The organism is Bdellovibrio sp. ZFWA1 (genome assembly GCF_056175665.1).
On sequence record NZ_JBJKJH010000001.1, the window covers coordinates 141,249 to 159,569 of the forward strand.

The 18,321-nt window shown below is 43.3% G+C and carries 18 protein-coding genes and 1 tRNA gene; 10 read left to right on the plus strand and 9 right to left on the minus strand.

The genetic code is table 11. The features are described from left to right. Positions 1–7: 7 nt before the first annotated feature. Both tsaA and ileS read right to left on the minus strand, forming a co-directional pair. Positions 8–772: a tRNA (N6-threonylcarbamoyladenosine(37)-N6)-methyltransferase TrmO gene (gene tsaA / locus AC04MN_RS00615; protein ID WP_475381246.1), complete on the minus strand. Its 765-nt coding sequence runs from the start codon at positions 770–772 to the stop codon at positions 8–10. 75 nt (positions 773–847) lie between these two features. Then, on the minus strand, positions 848–4,021 hold the full coding sequence (gene ileS / locus AC04MN_RS00620; RefSeq protein WP_475381247.1) for an isoleucine--tRNA ligase: 3,174 nt from the start codon (positions 4,019–4,021) through the stop codon (positions 848–850). 183 nt (positions 4,022–4,204) lie between these two features. Here ileS and AC04MN_RS00625 point away from each other — a divergent pair, with 183 nt between their 5' ends. The 4 genes from AC04MN_RS00625 (at position 4,205) to AC04MN_RS00640 (ending at position 8,455) form a co-directional block, all read left to right on the plus strand. After that, on the plus strand, positions 4,205–4,981 hold the full coding sequence (locus AC04MN_RS00625) for a hypothetical protein (protein ID WP_475381248.1): 777 nt from the start codon (positions 4,205–4,207) through the stop codon (positions 4,979–4,981). Positions 4,982–5,018: 37 nt separating this feature from the next. Further along, positions 5,019–6,311 carry a DEAD/DEAH box helicase gene (locus AC04MN_RS00630; protein WP_475381249.1) on the plus strand — a complete coding sequence of 431 codons (1,293 nt, stop codon included), beginning with the start codon at positions 5,019–5,021 and terminating at the stop codon, positions 6,309–6,311. A gap of 181 nt (positions 6,312–6,492) precedes the next feature. Further along, positions 6,493–7,827: an ISL3 family transposase gene (locus AC04MN_RS00635; protein WP_475381169.1), complete on the plus strand. Its 1,335-nt coding sequence runs from the start codon at positions 6,493–6,495 to the stop codon at positions 7,825–7,827. Positions 7,828–8,026: 199 nt separating this feature from the next. Next, positions 8,027–8,455 carry a hypothetical protein gene (locus AC04MN_RS00640; RefSeq protein ID WP_475381250.1) on the plus strand — a complete coding sequence of 143 codons (429 nt, stop codon included), beginning with the start codon at positions 8,027–8,029 and terminating at the stop codon, positions 8,453–8,455. Here AC04MN_RS00640 and AC04MN_RS00645 read toward each other — a convergent pair. Further along, complete coding sequence (locus AC04MN_RS00645) at positions 8,448–9,176, minus strand: RluA family pseudouridine synthase (RefSeq protein ID WP_475381251.1); 729 nt, start codon at positions 9,174–9,176, stop codon at positions 8,448–8,450. The genes AC04MN_RS00640 and AC04MN_RS00645 overlap by 8 nt on opposite strands. Before the next feature lie 45 nt (positions 9,177–9,221). Beyond that, positions 9,222–9,605, minus strand: coding sequence for a response regulator (locus tag AC04MN_RS00650; protein WP_475381252.1), 384 nt, complete (start codon positions 9,603–9,605; stop codon positions 9,222–9,224). Positions 9,606–9,696: 91 nt separating this feature from the next. Here AC04MN_RS00650 and AC04MN_RS00655 point away from each other — a divergent pair, with 91 nt between their 5' ends. Next, complete coding sequence (locus tag AC04MN_RS00655) at positions 9,697–10,419, plus strand: substrate-binding periplasmic protein (protein ID WP_475381253.1); 723 nt, start codon at positions 9,697–9,699, stop codon at positions 10,417–10,419. A 1-nt stretch (position 10,420) separates the two neighbouring features. Here the strand turns inward: AC04MN_RS00655 and AC04MN_RS00660 are convergent, their stop codons facing one another. Further along, positions 10,421–10,828 (minus strand): hypothetical protein, encoded by a 408-nt coding sequence (locus AC04MN_RS00660; protein ID WP_475381254.1) that lies wholly within the window; start codon positions 10,826–10,828, stop codon positions 10,421–10,423. A 105-nt stretch (positions 10,829–10,933) separates the two neighbouring features. Here AC04MN_RS00660 and AC04MN_RS00665 point away from each other — a divergent pair, with 105 nt between their 5' ends. The 3 genes from AC04MN_RS00665 (at position 10,934) to AC04MN_RS00675 (ending at position 13,637) form a co-directional block, all read left to right on the plus strand. Then, positions 10,934–11,101 (plus strand): helix-turn-helix domain-containing protein, encoded by a 168-nt coding sequence (locus AC04MN_RS00665; RefSeq protein ID WP_475381255.1) that lies wholly within the window; start codon positions 10,934–10,936, stop codon positions 11,099–11,101. A 66-nt stretch (positions 11,102–11,167) separates the two neighbouring features. After that, the gene (locus AC04MN_RS00670) at positions 11,168–12,385 is read left to right on the plus strand and encodes an ISL3 family transposase (protein WP_475381256.1); all 1,218 of its coding nucleotides are present in this window, start codon (positions 11,168–11,170) and stop codon (positions 12,383–12,385) included. A gap of 64 nt (positions 12,386–12,449) precedes the next feature. After that, positions 12,450–13,637, plus strand: a complete 1,188-nt coding sequence (locus AC04MN_RS00675; protein WP_475381257.1) for an ISL3 family transposase — start codon at positions 12,450–12,452, stop codon at positions 13,635–13,637. A gap of 109 nt (positions 13,638–13,746) precedes the next feature. Here AC04MN_RS00675 and AC04MN_RS00680 read toward each other — a convergent pair. After that, a tRNA-Met gene (locus tag AC04MN_RS00680) sits at positions 13,747–13,823 on the minus strand. 249 nt (positions 13,824–14,072) lie between these two features. On the opposite strand from AC04MN_RS00680, the gene AC04MN_RS00685 reads away from it, so the two are divergent. After that, on the plus strand, positions 14,073–15,542 hold the full coding sequence (locus AC04MN_RS00685) for a hypothetical protein (protein WP_475381258.1): 1,470 nt from the start codon (positions 14,073–14,075) through the stop codon (positions 15,540–15,542). Then, the gene (locus AC04MN_RS00690) at positions 15,514–16,017 is read left to right on the plus strand and encodes a hypothetical protein (RefSeq protein ID WP_475381259.1); all 504 of its coding nucleotides are present in this window, start codon (positions 15,514–15,516) and stop codon (positions 16,015–16,017) included. Before AC04MN_RS00685 ends, AC04MN_RS00690 begins: the two co-directional genes overlap by 29 nt. Positions 16,018–16,034: 17 nt before the next feature. Here the strand turns inward: AC04MN_RS00690 and AC04MN_RS00695 are convergent, their stop codons facing one another. From AC04MN_RS00695 to AC04MN_RS00705, 3 genes are read right to left on the minus strand one after another with little or no spacing between them, the layout of a single operon-like run. Further along, positions 16,035–16,439 carry a hypothetical protein gene (locus AC04MN_RS00695; protein WP_475381260.1) on the minus strand — a complete coding sequence of 135 codons (405 nt, stop codon included), beginning with the start codon at positions 16,437–16,439 and terminating at the stop codon, positions 16,035–16,037. A gap of 43 nt (positions 16,440–16,482) precedes the next feature. Further along, a complete protein-coding gene (locus AC04MN_RS00700) occupies positions 16,483–17,199 on the minus strand; it encodes a HEAT repeat domain-containing protein (protein ID WP_475381261.1) in 717 nt (238 codons plus the stop codon). A gap of 17 nt (positions 17,200–17,216) precedes the next feature. After that, positions 17,217–18,293, minus strand: coding sequence for a hypothetical protein (locus tag AC04MN_RS00705; RefSeq protein ID WP_475381262.1), 1,077 nt, complete (start codon positions 18,291–18,293; stop codon positions 17,217–17,219). Positions 18,294–18,321: the final 28 nt, after the last annotated feature.

Here is an 18,321-nt window from a genome sequence, read left to right on the forward strand (position 1 = left end):
GAGTCATTTAGTTGGATGATACATCCAACGGAAGAATCTGCTGCACGCAGAAGCCTCCTTCTTGAATTACATACTTCACATCCCAGCCTTCGACTTCAAAACCGTATCGCGAGCCCCAGACTGTAGAATCCTCTACCGGGGCTTGGCGTTTTTTGAAAGCAGGACGAGGATCCAACTCAAGAATTTGCACTATCAAAGCGCGCCAATCTTCAACATCTCCGAGAGCTTCCCGCATTCGCTCTAAATCTATTAGAGCAGCGTCGGAAAAAGTAACAGTATAACGAGGGATCTCTCCAGAGGCCCAACCCGCATTTGCAGAAGGAATCGAATCCGCATAAGGAATATAAGGCTTGATATCTAAAATTGGAGTTCCATCTAAAAGATCCACCCCAGACACTCGAATTTCAGCGCCCCCCGCTGAATCCACGTCGATAGATTCGATGCGAACAGCTGACATACCGATCGGATTGGGCCTATGCGGAGATCGAGAGGCTAAGACGCCCACCTTTTGGGCCCCTCCCAAACGAGGAGGGCGAATACTGGGCTTCCAACTTTTCCCACCATGCTCATGAAAAACAAAAACAATCCAAAGATGGCTAAATTGCTCTAGGGTTTTAAGCGCGGTCTTCAAGTCAGGATCTGAATAAAATTTTATTACTCCTTGCGCTTGATCTACCAAGCCTGGCTGCCGTGGAATTCCAAACTTATCCTTAAAAGGTGTTTGAATTGTAGCAATAGCCCGAAACTCAAATTTACCGCCCCAACTTTTCATATCCAATTCCCTTGCACAAAAGAGAAAGGCTTCCTAACGAAGCCTTTCTCGATACAAACCAAATTTTCGCCCTGACTATCTAGGTAGTGCCGTCACACCTATCTTCAAGACATTTCCATCAATATCCGTTCTATCGACAAAAAATCCGGCCGGCTCTGCTGCGACATCTAAGAGTTTAAATTCGCCCGTCAGAGTCTCGGACACAACAGAATTTTGGTGAGCTTGCACAGCTTCCAACAATGCTCCATCACATGCAATTTCAAGACGAATTTTATCATCCAATCTAAAATCAGCTGATTTACGAGCCGCTTGGATCTTGCGCATAACTTCGCGAGCCAGACCTTCGCGTTCTTGCTCTGGAGTGACCGTTGGATCAACTTCAATAGACACAACCTGATGAACCGAAAGGTTGGCATTATCACCCTTTGGAGCCCTACGGATCTCAACATCAGAAAGCTGGATTGCCTCACCTTCAAGTTGTAGAGTTTCCCCCGCTTCTAGCTTCAATATGCTAGCCAACGGCAATGCCTGGATCGCTGCTCCGACGGCCTTCATCTTCGCTCCCAAACGTTTGCCCAAAACAGGGAAGTTGGCCTTCGCTGAAACCTGAACGAACTGATCTTCGTTCGAGTCATAAACAACAGATCGGAAATTCAACTCATCTATAAAGTAAGGTTCAAAGCGTTTTAGATTTGTTAAAACTTCGGAACTGCGATGAATGATTCGAATTTGCAGCAATGGAATCTTCGCTTTAACCTGAATCTTTTCGCGATGATTACGTCCTAAAGCCACCAAAACATCCATGGCTTTTACAGCCTCTTCAAGCTCTGGACGCAACAAAGAGGTATCTGCTAAAGGAAAACTTTCAAGATGAACTGAGTCTTTTTTGTCTTTTAATACCTGCGACAAATTCTTATAGGTCACTTCGGACATAAATGGCGCAAACGGGGCCATCAACTTCGAAAGCGTTGTCAAAACCTCAAAAAGAGTCTCGTAAGCATAACGTTTTGTTTCAGGCATACCCTCTTCCCAGAAGACACCCCGATTAAAACGGATGTAGGTATTCGTCAAATCCTCGATAAACTGCAACAAATGAGGAACGACGTTATAAAGGCGATATGCATCCATCTCTTTATGAGTGTTCGCGATCAAACCATTCAGGCGGGACAAAACCCATTGATCTAAAAGATTTGGAGTGTTTTTAGCATCCCCGCAAGGAACAAAACCGTCGATATTTGCGTAGTTCACAAAGAACGAATACGAATTCCACCACCGCAACAAGATTTTACGAACAACATCGTAGACACCCTTTTCAGAGAAGCGGATTTCTTGCGCCTTCACCACTGGAGAATCAATTAAATACAAACGAAGAGCATCGGCACCGTGCTGATTTAAGACCTCCATGGGATCAGGATAATTTCGAAGACTCTTGGACATTTTCCGTCCGTCCTCTGCAAGCACCAAACCATTAACAACAACATTCTTAAATGGCGCTTGATCAAACAACGCGGTACCAATCACCATCAAAGTATAGAACCAACCACGAGTTTGATCTAACCCCTCGGCGATAAAATCCGCAGGGAAGGCTTTTTTAAACTCTTCGATATTTTGTTTAGGATAGCCCCACTGCGCATACGGCATAGATCCTGATTCAAACCAACAGTCCAGAACCCCTTCGATGCGTCTAAGGTCAGACTTACCGGTCGGAGAAGGGATCGTGATGTGATCAACAACATCAATATGCAAATCGTCGATCTTTTTCCCCGACAATTTTTCAAGTTCATCCTTCGAACCAATGCAAATCACTTCACCTTCGGCATTTCGCCAAATTGGCAAAGGAGTACCCCAAAAACGATTGCGCGAAATTGCCCAGTCACGCGCATTTTCGAGCCAGTTTCCAAACCGACCGTCACGCAAATGATCTGGCACCCACGTCGTCGTCTGGTTATTCTTTAAAAGATTTTCTTTTATTTTTTCAACATTCACAAACCAGCTAGAAACCGCTCGATAAATTAAAGGCGTGTCCGACCGGTAACAGAATGGATAACTGTGCTGAATTGTATCTTGCTTTAAAAGCTGACCTGACTTTTTTAGATCAGCAATGATATCTTTGTCGGCCTCTTTAACGCGCTTCCCTTGATAGGGAGGCACTTCCGACGTAAACATGCCATCATCATCCACAGGATTTACCATCGGTAAACCTGCCTTCTGGCAAGCATAGTAATCTTCCTCACCGAATGCTGGGGCCATATGCACAACCCCAGTACCGCTGTCGGTTGTTACGTGATCCGATGAAATAACCTGGAAAGCACCTTTAGTGGCCAAATCTGCGAAGAATGGAAATAGAGGTTGATACTTCTTACCAACAAGTGCCGAGCCCTTTAAGTTTTCGACAACCTCAACCTCTTTAGCTGGATCCTTAAAGACGGACTTCAAAAGCCCCGCTGCCAAGTAATAAAAATTGTTTGTCTCGTGCTCTTTGACCTTAACATAGTCAATATCCAGCCCTACGGCCAAACCTAAGTTAGAGGGCAAAGTCCACGGAGTTGTCGTCCAAGCTAAAATATAAGTTTGAGGCTGGTCTAATACGGCAAATTTAACAGTCAAAGCCGGATCTTGAACCATCTTGTAATTTTGATTAGCTTCAAAATTCGAAAGTGGCGTAGAAACTCCCACCGAGTAAGGAACAACTTTATAACCTTCGTAAATCAAACCCTTATCAAACATTTGCTGGAAGACCCACCAAACGCTCTGCATGAACTCAACATCCATCGTGAAATAAGGACGATCCATATCAACCCAACGACCTACACGCCGAACTGTATTCTTCCACTCTTCAGAGTAGCGCTTCACAATAGAGCGACAAGCGTTGTTGTAATTTGCAACCCCCATGTTCAAGACATCTTTACGACTCTCGATTTTATGGGTTTTATTGATTTCATACTCAACTGGAAGACCGTGACAGTCCCAACCGAAACGTCGGCTTACAGAGTACCCCTTCATCGTCCAGTAACGTGGAACGACATCTTTCAAAACGCCCGCCAAAAGATGGCCGTAGTGAGGCAAACCAGTCGCAAAAGGAGGACCATCGTAGAAACTATAGGTCTTTTTTCCAGCCGTCTCCATTGAACGCTGAAAAACTTTGGCCTGATCCCAAAACTCAAGAATTTGCTCTTCTTGCTTTGCAATCTGAACATCAGGTTTAACTGGAGAATACAATGATTTATGAGTGTTATGTTGGTTTGACATAGGTGAATAGATTTATCAGATTTGAAACAATCATGCATCAAAATCGCCCGCGACTCATCGCTTTGTCGCAACATGTAAACCTCATAAAAGCCCGCTGAAAGGCGGGTCCATGCAGTTAGTCAATGCTGGCAACCACAACCTGTGCTCAAATAGAAGAGTCACTAGCAGCAAAATAGGTAAATCATGAAGTTGAAGTTTTTGAAAATTGCTCTATTGGTTTGTGTCGCTCTTCTTTCAGACTTTTTTTCAGCCCCCGCACTGGCAGGGCCCGTCGAATTGAAAGTCGGAGCTTATGACTTCCCACCTTATTTTACGAAAGAAAAAACCTCAAACAAAGACGATGGATCACTGATAGAACTTGCCCTTGAAATACTAAATAAGAAACAAAATCAGTACCATCTTAAATTAGTCTACATAACGTCAGAAGATCGACACGATTTTTTTAGAGAAAATAAATACGATGTGATCTTTTTCGAAGATTTACTTTGGGGTTGGAAAGACTTCGACCCCCTCTTCGTTTCAATGCCAGTCAAAGATGGCGAGGTGGTCGTAAGTAAAACCCCGATCACCTCACCTGAAGAATCGATACTGAATGCAAAAAAAATTGCCGGCGTTAACGGTTACCACTACCTAACTAAGGGTAAAATGGAAAAGTTCAAAAAAGGAACTGGACGAATTGCTGTCTACAGCCCAAGTTCAGTTTTATTGCTAGTACAACAAGATCGCGTCGACCTCGGGTTTACGCCGAAGTCTTATATCGAAAACGAGTTACGGAAGGACACGAGCGCAGCTCTAAACCTTAAGTATTCCCAGAAAATTCACACACCTTACCGCCTTGGGGTCATTGCAAAGAAAAGTGGCCTTTTAAATAAAAAAGACCTTCACAAGCTGGTGGACCTTCTGTTGCAGGATGCAGTTTTTATATACCGCCTTAAGTCCCTAGGACTGTATTCACAATAATCTACCCTCCCCTAGAGGGGCATGCTAAAACTCGCCCATGAAACTTGAGCCATCTAAATTAAAAATTGCTGCTTTTGACCAAATGAATTTGCCTGAAATCCTTTTAAAAGGACTGGAGCAGCTAAAAATCAACAAACCAACAGAGATTCAAGCTCGCGCTATCCCAACTGGGATCAACGGACATGACCTGATTGCGATCGCAAAGACCGGCAGCGGAAAAACCTTGGCTTACGCATTAAGCCTTCTAAAAAAACTTTATGAAAATCCCGAGTCCCGAGGCCTTATCTTAACACCAAGCCGCGAGATGGCTCAACAGGTCCACAAAGTCATGAAGGCTCTTTGTGCGGAACTGGCAGTTGACGCCACGTTAATCATCGGCGGCAAGGGCACAGGGAACCGCCAGTCTCATCAGCTTAAAAAGAAACCTCGCCTGATTATTGCCACACCGGGCCGTCTGAATGATCACCTGATATCAAACAAACTACTTCTTCAAGGTGTCGACACGGTTATCGTTGATGAGGCGGACCGCATGCTAGACATGGGGTTTGCCCCCCAATTGCTTCTGATACGACAAACCTTACGGGGAAATGTGCAGACTTTGATGTTCTCGGCAAGCTTCCAAAAGCAACTGGAAAATATCGCCAAAGCCTTCCTAAAGAGAGACGCCTTGATGATCCGCACAGCCGACTCTGAAGCACCGGTTCAAGAGCTCCAACAGACACTGCTTTATACCAAGAAAGAAAAAAAGTGGGACCATATCTTGGACCTTTTAAACTCCACAAAAGGTGGCGTCTTTATATTTACGAGCAGCCAAGAGTCTTGTGAAAGCTTAGCACAGCACCTATCTTCTTACGGCTACAGCGTTGAATCTATTCACGGTGGACTTACCCAGGGGCAAAGAAATCGCACGATGAGGTCATTCCAGTCCCAAGAAACACGAATTTTGGTTTCTACAGACTTACTTGCACGGGGTATGGATGTACCCCACGTTGATCATGTCATCAATTGGGAGCTTCCGCTTCAAAGCGAAGACTATCTGCATAGAATCGGACGCACAGCAAGAGCTGGTCGCTTCGGTCAGGCTTGGACCTACATCACACCGGCGGACTCCAAGTTATTTCAAAGAATCAAACCTTTTTTAAATAAAGCTAAGGAACAAAAGCTAGATCCTCTTTTTAATTTTGAAGATCGACCTCCGCGCCGAATTGATCGCATGGCAAGCCTGAAAGGCAAGGACCCCCGAAAAACATCTCAGTTTTCCGAGCTTAAAAACAAAAAAATCAAAGAGGCTCCAAAAAATAAACAAAAACCTAGAGGGTCTCGGGATTGAGCTGTGGGTACTTAAGAAAAAAGACATCCTGTCATGGGAGCTTCCCGCTCCCATACCCTGGGGTAAAGCCGGTCATCGTGACCGGCTTTTTGCGTTGTGTCTCTTGAAATAAAAAGGCCCATCTTGGCGAACCTTGTGATTTGATTTTTTTACTACGAAAAAAAAATTACAAAGGCCAAGAATGGACCTTCATCATTTGATCAACAGCTTATTAGGTCTGCAAGATTTAAATATTACCAACGCGGAGCTTTCAGAGGACTTTGTGTCTTGTCGGCTTTCGGCAGAGTTACCGTGGTCCCGCGCCTGCTGCGCGGACTGCGAGCATCCCTTATTGGAATTCCATCAATGGAGCTATCGAGACCTTAAAGTACCCCCTCTGGGGCTCTTTAAGGACGTCGTTATTCATTTACGATATCCACGAGGACTTTGTCCCGTATGCAATAAAATCCAACGCTCTAAGGTTTCAGGGATCCATTCAAAATTCAAAGGCCATAGCTGCAGCTTTGTCGAAACCGCGGGTCGACTCATGGAAGAAACCACCTGTGCTGCTGCGGCCCGGACCTTGAGTTCAGATCCAAAGACTTTATGGCAAATGGATCAGTGGCGTATGCGAGAAATGCAAAAGAATTTAGATGTAAACAGGTTTACAAAAGATCTTGATGTTTCTCGTATGAGTGCTGACGAGGTGCACTTTAAGACTGAAACTGAAACCAAAAGAGAGCACCCTTTTGCACCACGATGGACCGTAAAGTTCGTAACAAACTTAGTGTGTACGAAGGCTGCAAAGGTGATTGCTAACGCTGCTGGTAGGGATGCTATGGCCTTAGCAACGTGTTTAAAAACTCTATCAAGACCCCAGCGATTATCAGTGGAGTTTTTTTCAATAGACATGAACCCTGGCTACTTCCAAGCCGTGAGTAAACTCTGTCCCAATGCAGAGATTGCGATTGATCGATTCCACTTGGTTCAGAGCATGAACGAATACTTTGAAAAAGTCAGAAAAGAAGAGTTTCAAAAGGCAAAAAAGAACAAAAAAGAGTTCGAAGAAATCATGTTGTCACCATCGAGAAGGTTCATGTTTTTAGAGCGAGATGCTGTTTTATCTATCGAGGAGAATAATATGCTAGGAAAGTTAAAAGTGTTAAATACGAATATTTCAAACGCAATGATTATCGTTGAGTATTTCCATAAGGTTTTAGAAGAAAAAGGTGTCCACGGGTTTAGATCACGCTTGGCAAAATGGTATGGGTTGGTTCGAGATTCGAAGTTGCTGCCACTTCGGAAGTTTGCACTGCAAGTTCGCAAGTACCGGATCAATATCGAAGCCTATATACGATCAAATTTAACGACTGCAATCAGTGAAGGACTTAACAATAAAATCAGAGTTCTAAAGGCCATGGCCTACAGCTATCAGAATGAGGAATCGTTTATGCTAAAGATCCTTCAGAGGTGTGGATTTCTCAATTCGAGACACATGGATACCCGGCGTCTATTCAAATATAGCAGCCTGGCATGAAACCTACCCACAGAAGAAACCCGAGAGGCAAACCTAGAAAGTAACAATTCTGGGCAAATGTTTAGATTTTAAACAGTTCAAAGATCACCATTCACACTTAGAATGGAAATAAATGTCGGCACTAAAATAGCAAGCTCTGCAGACGAATTCTTTATACTTATATTTTGAGCATTGGAATTCATCTATTGGAGTAACGTTTATGAAGTCCGTCATGATATTTTTGAGTTTCTTATTTATCGGCATCAGCCATGCAATGGCTGGAGAAATTAACATTTTACCTGCCGGCCCCTACTGCCAGGCTTCGAAGTCAGATCTTGACTGCCTAAACAAAGGCCAACAAGCCTCGAATGTCGAGGAAGGGAAAGTAGTTAAAACACTTTTGATGGCACAGATCGATTATCGCACATCCAATGGCGAACTAAAAAGTCTCAGCCCTGCGCTAAGAGTGACTTACAAACAAGGCACACAAGAATCTGATATTATTTTAACAGGCGAAAGCGCTTCGAAATTCGGAATCACGATGATGGAGCTTGTAGACGCCCTTCGCGACCCAAGATCCAAAATCTTAATGAGGCAAGACCCTGAAACTCGAATTAAACTTGGTGTCGCTTTAGCGATTATTAAATAGACTCTTTCTTTAGATAAGAATCAAAATCAAAGGGAACGAGCCCCTTAAAAAAGGCTGGAGGTGGATTCAGAAACTTCAGCCTTTTTCCGTTAAATGGATGATTGATTTCTAAAGAGTACGCGTGCAAAGCCAACTGCTTTCCCTTTGCCCCTGCGCCCCCGTATTTCGCATCGCCAGCTACGGGGCATCCCAAATCAGCCATATGAACTCGGATCTGATTTTTGCGACCAGTTAAAAGGCGAATCTTTAGCAAGCTAAAACCTCCTGAAGAAGCTAAAACTTCGTATTGAGTTTTGGCTAACTTGCCCGAGGCAACTGTGTTCGAGTGGACCACATAATCCTCGTCCTCTTCCAGATAACTCTCGACCATCCCTTTAGCCTGCGGTGGCTTTCCTGCTACCACTGTAAAATAATGCTTTTCGAAATCGCTCCAATTATCTTTTAGAAATTGCTGGGCCTCTTCAGACTTTGCAAAAACCAATAGTCCCGTTGTTGCTTGATCCAAGCGGTGAACAACGTAAATATTCTTTTTTGAGACCGAGCTGCCCTTACGAACATACTGATTCAAGGCGTTTTGAACTGTGGCATTTTTCTCCCACTTGGCACTGACGGTTAGAACACCGGCCGCCTTACTGCCGACGATAAGGTCCTTATCTTCGTGAATGATCTCGAATCCGCGGGGCTGATACTTTTTGGGAATTTGGGGCTTATTATACTGCATAGCCTGATATAAACCATGTTCGCAGGACTGGGAAGCACAATAGGCTTAGTTCTTTTGCCCCGTCTTTTCTTTAGTAAAAACTTCTAATACCATCTGCATATCGAACGGTTTGGTGAAAAGGCTTTGGACTCCTAAAGGACGATAGACCGCTTCGGGGATCTCTGCATGAGCAGTCATCAAATAAATCAGGGCCCGACTGGTTCTCATTTCACGGATTGCAGTGGCTAATCCCAAGCCTGAGACTTTGGGCATTGAAATATCAGACAGTACGAAATCAAATACTTCATTCTTCAGAACTTGCAAGGCTTCGTCAGCACTTGAGGCGGTTGTTGCTCGCCACCCTTTGGAAGCGAAAAACTGCTGCAGAGCTTCGGCCAAAGCTGATTCGTCATCGACTATTAAAATAGAGAAAAGATCCTGACAGTTCACAAATCAATTCTACAAAGCCCTCATTTGACTTGTCACCCGACCAAAGGTTAAAACGTACGGAGTTTCTTTTAGACTTTTAGGAGTTTTTAGCTTGAAGATTTCTTTAACATTATTTTTTCTATTTTTCAGTGTCCAAGCTTTCCCAAGCTCGCCTGAAATTTATTATGGTATGACCGAGGATTTCCCTCCATTCAATTTTGAAGAAAAAGGCAAAATAACAGGGTTCTCGACCGAGATCGCCCGTCATATATTTAAGAAGAACCAACTTACTGTGAGTTTTAAACTATGGCCGTGGGCCCGCTCATACAATGCCGCCTTAAAAAAACCATATCACTTTGTCTACACGACATCGCGAACTCCGAATCGAGAAAAATTATTTAAGTGGGTGGGACCTATTGCCAAAGATGAGTTCTATATTGCAGTTCCAACAGATTCTAAATTGAAACCTTCTGCTAATTTTAAAGACTTTCAATCTTTTAAGATTTCTGGAATCGCTGAAGATCAGCCGACTGTTTTTTTAGAAAAGCACGGTTTTAAATTTATTCATACTCAAGATGATGCTGCCCGCGGCAGGATGCTAAAAAAAGGACTCTTAGAAATTGATGTCGTTAGCTCAAGTAGCCATCGCCATTATGAGCAAATTTACGGATTAAAACTACGTAAAATTGCTCACCTCTATACGACGGACTACTATCTTGCATTCCATCCTTCAACCCCAGACGAGATTATTGCAAAACTCAATAAAACACTGTCCGCATTTATTGTGTCACCTGAGTACAAAAAACTAGAGAATCGATTCTATCGCCTGGATTGAACTAATTCGCTTCGTCTAGCTCGATTTGGCAATTCAAATCAATAAAATCAACTAAAAGCTTATGCAGTGGGATTTGCGGATTTAGCTTCAGATACTTATCACTAGCACTAATCGCATAATGACCCGGTAAACCTAAATAGCGAGCCGCATGGCCATCCATCACACCTTCTGATGTTGCGACTAAAGATTCGACTTTGCTTTGAACTGTTTCAAAATCAGGTAGCTCGGCGTTAAAGTGCATGTTTCTTTTGACGTCGACCAATTCATTTTCCCAAGCCAGGCCAACGTAGTTTTTAGCGATGTAACACGCTGATCCCGATAATCCCTGTTGATTTTTCTGAAGCACATTGTTGCCCAATGCTGGTGCCGCAATCGTTAAAGCCGCAAAAATTAAGTAAATAGCTTTCACAAGGAACTCCTTTTTTAGTTATTTAAAAGCAGTCATGGTATAAAACTATTTCTATAATTAAAAAAATTAATTAAATATTTTTTATTAATAAGCTATTCTTATTAAATGATTCCCAATATCCAGCATATTCAATACTTTATAGAGTCTTGTCGGCAGCAAAATATCGCAAAAGCCGCACGCCAGCTTAACATCAGTCAGTCCGCCATCAGTCAAGCCATTCGAAAGCTTGAAGAAAGCCTGGGGGTCGAGCTCTTGGTGGTTCTCCATCAATGACAGGGGCAGTCAGGGAATCTGCTAGAATGTTTTTACCACAAAATATTTTAGCAAAAGGACCCCCAAATGCCCCTTATCAGGTCGGAATCTATCATTGGACTGCCAGATTATAAAATCATTTCCTGCAATGGCTTAAAGACCGTTGAAATCGTTGCAGAATACACAGGGCTGATAGTTTGTACCCATTGTCAGTCAAAGAATCTGCGTAAAAAAGAACGCTTTCAAAGAGTTTTAAAGCATCACAGTATTGGCTCAGCCAAAAGCGTTTTGATCATCCAAACGCATAAGTTTCACTGTCGCGATTGCGGCAAGTATTTCAACCAAAGAATGCCAGGGGTTTTGCCTTATCAAAGGGTTACAGAACCCTTCAAAGACGAAGTCGCAACTAAGCACCATGATGGTCATTCTATTTTAAAAGTAAGCAAGCGTTTATCACTGGGACAGGCAACAGTAGGTCGCTATTACAAAAGCTATTTACAGCGAGAATTTAATGAGCATAAGAATGCCAGTTGCCCCAAAGTTTTGGGCATTGATGAAAAGAAATTTTCCAAGAAACTAGGATATCAAACGACTCTAGTGAACCTACAAAAGCACACTGTTTTCGACATTACCTTAGGACGAACGGAATCCAATCTAGGCAAGTATTTGCAGCGTATGCCTGATCGTAAAAACTGCAAGGTGGTCGTGATGGATTTATCAGAAACATACCGTAAGATCGCACAAGATTATTTTCCTCAAGCCATGATTGTTGCCGATCGTTTTCATGTTGTCCGCTTGATCAATCAGCACTTCTTAAAAACCTGGGGACAGCTGGATGAAGTTGGTCGAAAGAATCGAGGACTGACCCACTTAATGCGCATGCATGAGTGGTCTAATATGAAAGAAAAATCTAGAAGAAATTTGAATCGTTATTTATCTGAAAATCCTGCTCTGAAAGCTGTTTATGATTTCAAGCAAAAGTTAATGAAAATTGTCCTGACGAGAGTTTACAGCAAGCGTGATGCCGCGAAAGTCATACCACAATTTTTGGATGCTATTGGGGCCTTGAAAAATTCAAAATTCAGAAATTTAGAGACACTAGGGAATACTTTGGAAAATTGGAGTGAAGAAATCGTGAGAATGTGGAGATTTAGTAAAACAAACTCGATAACCGAGGGTTTACATCGAAGGATGGATGAGATACAGAACAGAGCCTACGGAATGCATAACTTTGGAAATTACAGAATCAGAGTGAAGGCGGGTCTTCACACTTCACTGTATAAAGCATTGAGTCAAAAAGAATAGGCACGGAATAGGTTTCTTCATAAGATTTGTTTACCACAACACATCTTTTTCAGGAGCCTAGACCATGCCCACGGACTTCAACTTAGCCGATCAAATGCTATCTGAGGAACTAAAATTTTTGTCTTCAAGAGGTTTTCGCAACGGATATCTTTGGGAGGTTAAAAAAATAAGAGCTTCCTGCGAAGTTTGTCCCAAATGCGCTACACCATCGAATACTTTAGCTGGAAAAGCATTCAGCGTCGTCCGCGATGCGCCAATTAGAGAAAGGCCATTATGGCTGCGTATTGAAAAGCATCGGTACTATTGCAAGAACTGCCGCAAGCCCTTTACAGAGGCAGTAAAAGGTATTTGGCCACGCCGAAGAAGTACGGGACATTTTCGCAATGCCGTAGCCAAAGACTGCAAAAACTACGTGAATCTAGAATTAGTGCGAACGCATCACTCTTGCTCCAGTGGATTTATCTATAAGGTCCATTATGAGGCTCTGGCTGCGAAACTCAAAGATCGCGACGGAATGAAGTGGCCGGAAATATTGGGCATCGACGAACACTTTTTCACTCGTAGAAATGGTTATGCAGAGTTTGCAACGGTGTTCTGTGATCTAAAGAAGCGTCGGTTGTTTGAGATGTGCAAAGGTAAAGATGCGAAATCAATTTTCGAAGCTGTTGAACACTATCCAGGCCGAGACAATGTCAAAGTGGTAGTGATAGATTTGTCGAACGGATATTTAAGCATTGTGCGAAGACTCTTCCCAAACGCTAAAATTGTAGCCGATAAATTTCATGCTCTCCGGCTTCTAAATCCTGCAATGATGAAGTTGAGAAAACAAATTAACGGCAATAAGTTGGAGCTAAAACAACGTCGCCTAATCCTGAGAAATCGCGAAGACTTAAATTATACAGAAAAAAGAGATCTCGATAAGTTCCTCCACAAGCACCCCGATCTTGAGGAGTTGTATTGGTACAAAGAACGCCTGCGGCAGTTTTATAATTGTCGGAACCGACGCCAAGGGAGAAGAAATCTTGAGTGCTTTATTAATGACTTAAAAAACTCAAGCCAGTCAGCTGCCAATACTCTCGGAAGAACCCTCAGAAAGTGGCTGGAACCTTTAATTGGATACTTTGAAAATCGTTGGACAAATGGATTTACGGAGGCTACTAACGGGAACGCAAAGGCCCTCCAGAAGCGGGCCAGAGGGTTTAAAAACTTTGTAAACTATCGACTGAAAACCTTAAATGCTTGTTTTTATTGAATTGCGCTGAGTGATAAACAGTTAAATGAGAAGAGCCTTGGAGAAGAACCTTTCGCTAAGAGGCTCATTTCTTGCGAAACTTTCTGCGGATCTTGTCCGGAGAAAAAACTGGTAGTGAGAGGCGGACTTGAACCGCCGACCCTCAGATTATGATTCTGATGCTCTAACCGACTGAGCTACCCCACCACGAGTGGAACGAGTTTAACCTCGAACGCTTGAGGCACAAGTTCTATTACCAAGCTTCAGGACTGTCAATAGTGACATTATGCAATAAATTACCGCTAGATTAAAACTGTCATAATCTTAAAAAATACGCGACTTAAGTATTGACTCAATACTGTGGACAATTTGCAATACCTAATACGGATTCGAATCTCATGGACGAGTTTCCATCCTATTAAATGACAGTTCAAATTTAATAACGAGGGGGAAACCTTGAAAAAACAGATTTTAATAGCGGCAATGATGCCTGCAATTTTTGTTGGTTGCTCAAAGGACGAAAAACCAAACAAGCCAGGAGACGGAAAAGTTGCTACATATTTAAGCAACTTACTGGTGAAGCCCGCTGACGTACAAACGCTGACTATTAGCTCACTTGACGGTAAGGCCTTGGCTGGCGCTCAGGTCCTCATCGGCGATAAATTGAACTCTCCTTTTAGCGGCAACTTCCTAACTGCGGATTCCAATGGCGTCATCATCCTACCAGCGGAATGGACACGTGCCGAGACCCTCACAGTTCAGGCCCCAGGGTATTTACGATCGACTTATCTCCTTCAAGAACCTGGAAACCTCGAAATTAAATTAAGACCTATCCCATCGAAAACCATGTACGAAGTCTCGGGATTAACTCAAGGCCACCCCGTTGTCGACAAAGATGGATACATAGATTTTGGATTAGTCCTTCCTGGCCTAACCAAAACAGATCTTCTTTCATTTGATATGGATACCGTTATTTCACCGGAAGACGACATTATCTCGGCGGCCGGGCAAGAAATGAAAGTCCCCTCAAATGTGACCTTACCTCGCCAACGCGAAAGTTATGGGATTTTCCCTGTTACTTTGGAAAAGCCTACCTATCGAGTCTACTTCAACCAATTGGGAGTTTCTCGAATTTTTGCAGCTCGTGGCCGTTTTCCATTCTCAACAGTCGTTGGCGAACTTCGCAATGGAGCTAAATTTCCAGATCTTATCAACCACTTTGCGATTCAAGGCGGCGGAATTCGCGATATTGAAATCATCAATAATAAAGCGAAACTTGATATCCCCATCAAGGAGTTAAACTTTACCGACAAAAAAACAGTCAACGCTCCGAACATTGCTAAAGACGAACTATTTATCTCGGTCAGCGTAACTGAAAACTCTGGTTACTTAATCCCGACGGACGTTAAAAGAACATCTGGCAATAAGGCCATCGCACTTAATACTTTGCCAAACTCCACAAGCCAAGTTCTTGGAGTTGTAAAGAAGCAAAATGAGATGACTTCAGGTAAGCCAGGAGCAGATCGCCTTAGCGCCACAGTTCTTCCATTTACTGATGGTGTTAAGCCAACCATGTTACCCTTACTCGCAAACCCAACGATGAATGGCCCATCGATTCTTCAAGTTCCTGCGATTACTTCAATTGCGGGCGTGAACCCAATTGCGACCTACTCGCTACTTTCACAGATTGAAGAAAAAACTGTGAATGGGAAAAAAGTGACCGCGTTAAATCGATATTGGGAAGTTTACGGAGCTGGCTGGAAAGATCGTATCGTCCTTCCTGAGTGGCCGAATGACAAGTCTCCTGTTGGCAAAAAACGCTGGGAAGTAACGCTAGTTGGCAGTCAAAACTCTTCACTTCCTGCAGTTGGTCCGGCTATGATTGACAGTGCAACACATGTCACACACAGCTCGTTGGATTTCTAGTTTAATATTTCTTTTTTTCTTGGCTTTTTCACCGGGGTGCTCTCTTTTTGAGAAAGCCCCGGAAACAGCACCCAATCGTCCTGTTAAATATAAACAAAAAGTTTTCTACTCAAGCTACGACGAAGTCTGGCGCGCAGCTCATGCCGTCTTAAAATATCCCATCCTGGTTGACAATCAAGATACCGGCGTCATTGAAACGGACTACATCAAGGGTGTTGATGGCTGGCTCATGCCGGAAACTCCGGTTCCCAACTCTAGCGGTCTTCGCTATAAAATTACGATGATTTTCGCTCAAGGAAAGTTCAACGGTAAGGATTCAGTTCGTGTCACTATCGAGAAGAAAATAGAAATCCTGCGAGATTTCTTTTCAGAACCAGATGTAATGGAGTCTGACGGCTACGAAGAAAAAGTCATTTTTTATCGAATGGAACGAGAGATCATCATTAATAAAGCTCTACAAAAAGCTGGCACCTGAGCCAGCTTTTTGCTTTTTCACCGAACCCAAAAATGAATTTCTACAATTGCATCTGTATTTCGAAGCTTTTCAATCTGAAAACGCACCGACTTTATGTCCCTCTGAAAGGTGCCCATTTGAAAGAAATGCTTTTCCCCATCGCGAAAGTGCCCTTCCAAACTGGGCGCTCTAGATCCTAAAATCGAAAGCGATGAGTAAATTTTAAAATCAGAAATGCGAACCTCATCGCCGACTATCTCGACAGCAAGATTTGAGACATCGTTAACTTTCAAATCCAAATTTTTTAGAAGAGGCAAGGATGCCACCATGAGTTCAGTTTTTACAAGACGATAAGCTCCAGCGGGTGTTGCAAGAACTTGAAGTGGAAGAGTCAGAAAAATGTAAAGGACTGCTAAAATAGCTTTCATAAAAAAATATGCCACGCATTTTTTATACGTGGCAATGACATAGGAATAATATCAAAATTTACTGTGGACTAATTTGGCGCTTCCAAAGAGCCACAAGCTCTTTACGAGGCATCGAACCTTGCCCCAAGGTCTTTCCAGTTAAGCGCTCAAGTCCTTTGATCGCATTTTCTTGAATCTTCACATCTTCTTCATTCAAAAGACGAGCAAACATTAAACGCTCATGGGCTTTGGGAGCTGAAGCCAAGGCCTCGACAATTTGAGGGCGGATCCAAAGACTTTGCGATCTTTTAAAGTTTATCTTACTTTCAAGACTCTCCCATAGAAGGTCTCTATTTTCTTGATTCAAATCCAAAGCCAAGACTTCAACCGCTGCTGATCTAACTACCAAAGCAGGGTCTTGCATTAAACGTCTGGCCACTCGCAATGCCTGATTAGGCTGAGCATGAGTCAACGCAACCAAAGCAGCGTTGCGCATAAACCAATCCTTTTCCTCGGCGGCTAACATTAAATCGGGTAAGGCTTTCTCTTTACGAGCCTCAGCCATGCCCATGACTGCCTTCCAACGCAAACTCATAGAGTGGCGTCCCGAAAAAGCCACCTCCCGTAGTTGAGAGTATGTTGCCGCAGATGCGGATCTAAGAATCTGCGCTCTGTTCTGAGCTGGCAAATTTAAAGTTTCTTCAATCGCGGCTCCAGCTATTGATAGCTGAAAAGACACCAAAAGAACTGCTACAGAGGGTAATATCCATTTTTTTGATTTAGAAAAATCTGTCATAGACGATCTCTTTTCTTTTAGCTCTTTTTTATAAAACTTTCGAATTCCCCGATAAGTTCTTCAGTTTCAGCTATCGCATTTTCATTTTTCGCTTGAACGACTTCGCTTGCAGCGGCTTCTTTAGATGGCTCTGTGGCCGCATCACCAGCTGGAGCCTCGTTCTTTAGCTCTCCGGATTGCTGCTGCGCCACCGCCGCTTCAAATTCCGCCATTAAATCATCAGATAAAATATCAGGGGCTGCAGATTCCATGCTGGCCACTTCAGGGATTGGCTCGGGGGTCGGTTCAGAAATAGGCTCAGGATTTGGGACAGAGGCAGTCACTTCTTTAGCAGCTTCCTCGATTGAAGGCGCTGCTACTTCAGGAGCGGGTTCTTCAGACGGAACTTCAGCTGGCTTTTCCATCAAAGCCGCAACATCGCTAGGAATATCTAGAGCCGGATCTAAAGCAATCCCTGGAGCCGATGCCGTCCCAGCATTCGCCAATTGCTCTTTAAGACGAGCAATTTCTTCTTTTAGTTGAGCATTTTCTTCTTTGTACTTAGATATATCAGCGATGTCTTCAGAGATGATTTCATACTCTTCAAGGCGCGATTCAAGATCTTTGATTTTTGCCTCAAGAGCCGACGTATCTACACCGCCACCTGGGGCTGGACTTGCTCCGCCAGAAGCTCCAGCTTCTGCCGCTTTCTTTTCGGCGTCTGCCACTTGCTGCTGAAGAAGTGTCACTTGCTGATTTTTGCTTTCAACTTCACTTGCTAAACGCTGAACTTCTGCTTGAGCTGCGGCAACCTTCGCTAAAAACTCTTCAGGAATTGCAGTTCCATCTGTTGGCACCAAGCTGGATAAATCTATTGGGGCCGGTACTGGCGCCGAAGCCGCCGCGGGTATCTTCGCCTGATTTTCTAAAATTTTCTGTAGAGTCTGTTCGATTTGGGTGGTATCGACATGAACGGAATCACCTGCAATTGCGCCGGAGTCCTTCGAAAACAAAGACTTCCACGCAACATATATAGAAATTAAAAGCACAGTCCCAATCAAGGTTTCGATAATTGAGACGTTATGATGACTCCAAAAATTTAGAAATTTATCCATATTTACCCTTAAGTTTGAACTATACCCC

What these genes read in the sequence shown, in the direction of transcription:
- AC04MN_RS00690 (WP_475381259.1), top strand. Translation starts at nt 15,514, where the DNA reads ATGTCACACACAGCTCGTTGGATTTCTAGTTTAATATTTCTTTTTTTC.
- AC04MN_RS00640 (WP_475381250.1), top strand. Translation starts at nt 8,027, where the DNA reads ATGAAGTCCGTCATGATATTTTTGAGTTTCTTATTTATCGGCATCAGC.
- AC04MN_RS00625 (WP_475381248.1), top strand. Translation starts at nt 4,205, where the DNA reads ATGAAGTTGAAGTTTTTGAAAATTGCTCTATTGGTTTGTGTCGCTCTT.
- AC04MN_RS00705 (WP_475381262.1), bottom strand. Translation starts at nt 18,293, where the DNA reads ATGGATAAATTTCTAAATTTTTGGAGTCATCATAACGTCTCAATTATC.
- AC04MN_RS00700 (WP_475381261.1), bottom strand. Translation starts at nt 17,199, where the DNA reads ATGACAGATTTTTCTAAATCAAAAAAATGGATATTACCCTCTGTAGCA.
- ileS (WP_475381247.1), bottom strand. Translation starts at nt 4,021, where the DNA reads ATGTCAAACCAACATAACACTCATAAATCATTGTATTCTCCAGTTAAA.
- AC04MN_RS00670 (WP_475381256.1), top strand. Translation starts at nt 11,168, where the DNA reads ATGCCCCTTATCAGGTCGGAATCTATCATTGGACTGCCAGATTATAAA.
- AC04MN_RS00675 (WP_475381257.1), top strand. Translation starts at nt 12,450, where the DNA reads ATGCCCACGGACTTCAACTTAGCCGATCAAATGCTATCTGAGGAACTA.
- AC04MN_RS00665 (WP_475381255.1), top strand. Translation starts at nt 10,934, where the DNA reads ATGATTCCCAATATCCAGCATATTCAATACTTTATAGAGTCTTGTCGG.
- AC04MN_RS00635 (WP_475381169.1), top strand. Translation starts at nt 6,493, where the DNA reads ATGGACCTTCATCATTTGATCAACAGCTTATTAGGTCTGCAAGATTTA.
- tsaA (WP_475381246.1), bottom strand. Translation starts at nt 772, where the DNA reads ATGAAAAGTTGGGGCGGTAAATTTGAGTTTCGGGCTATTGCTACAATT.
- AC04MN_RS00630 (WP_475381249.1), top strand. Translation starts at nt 5,019, where the DNA reads ATGAAACTTGAGCCATCTAAATTAAAAATTGCTGCTTTTGACCAAATG.
- AC04MN_RS00645 (WP_475381251.1), bottom strand. Translation starts at nt 9,176, where the DNA reads ATGCAGTATAATAAGCCCCAAATTCCCAAAAAGTATCAGCCCCGCGGA.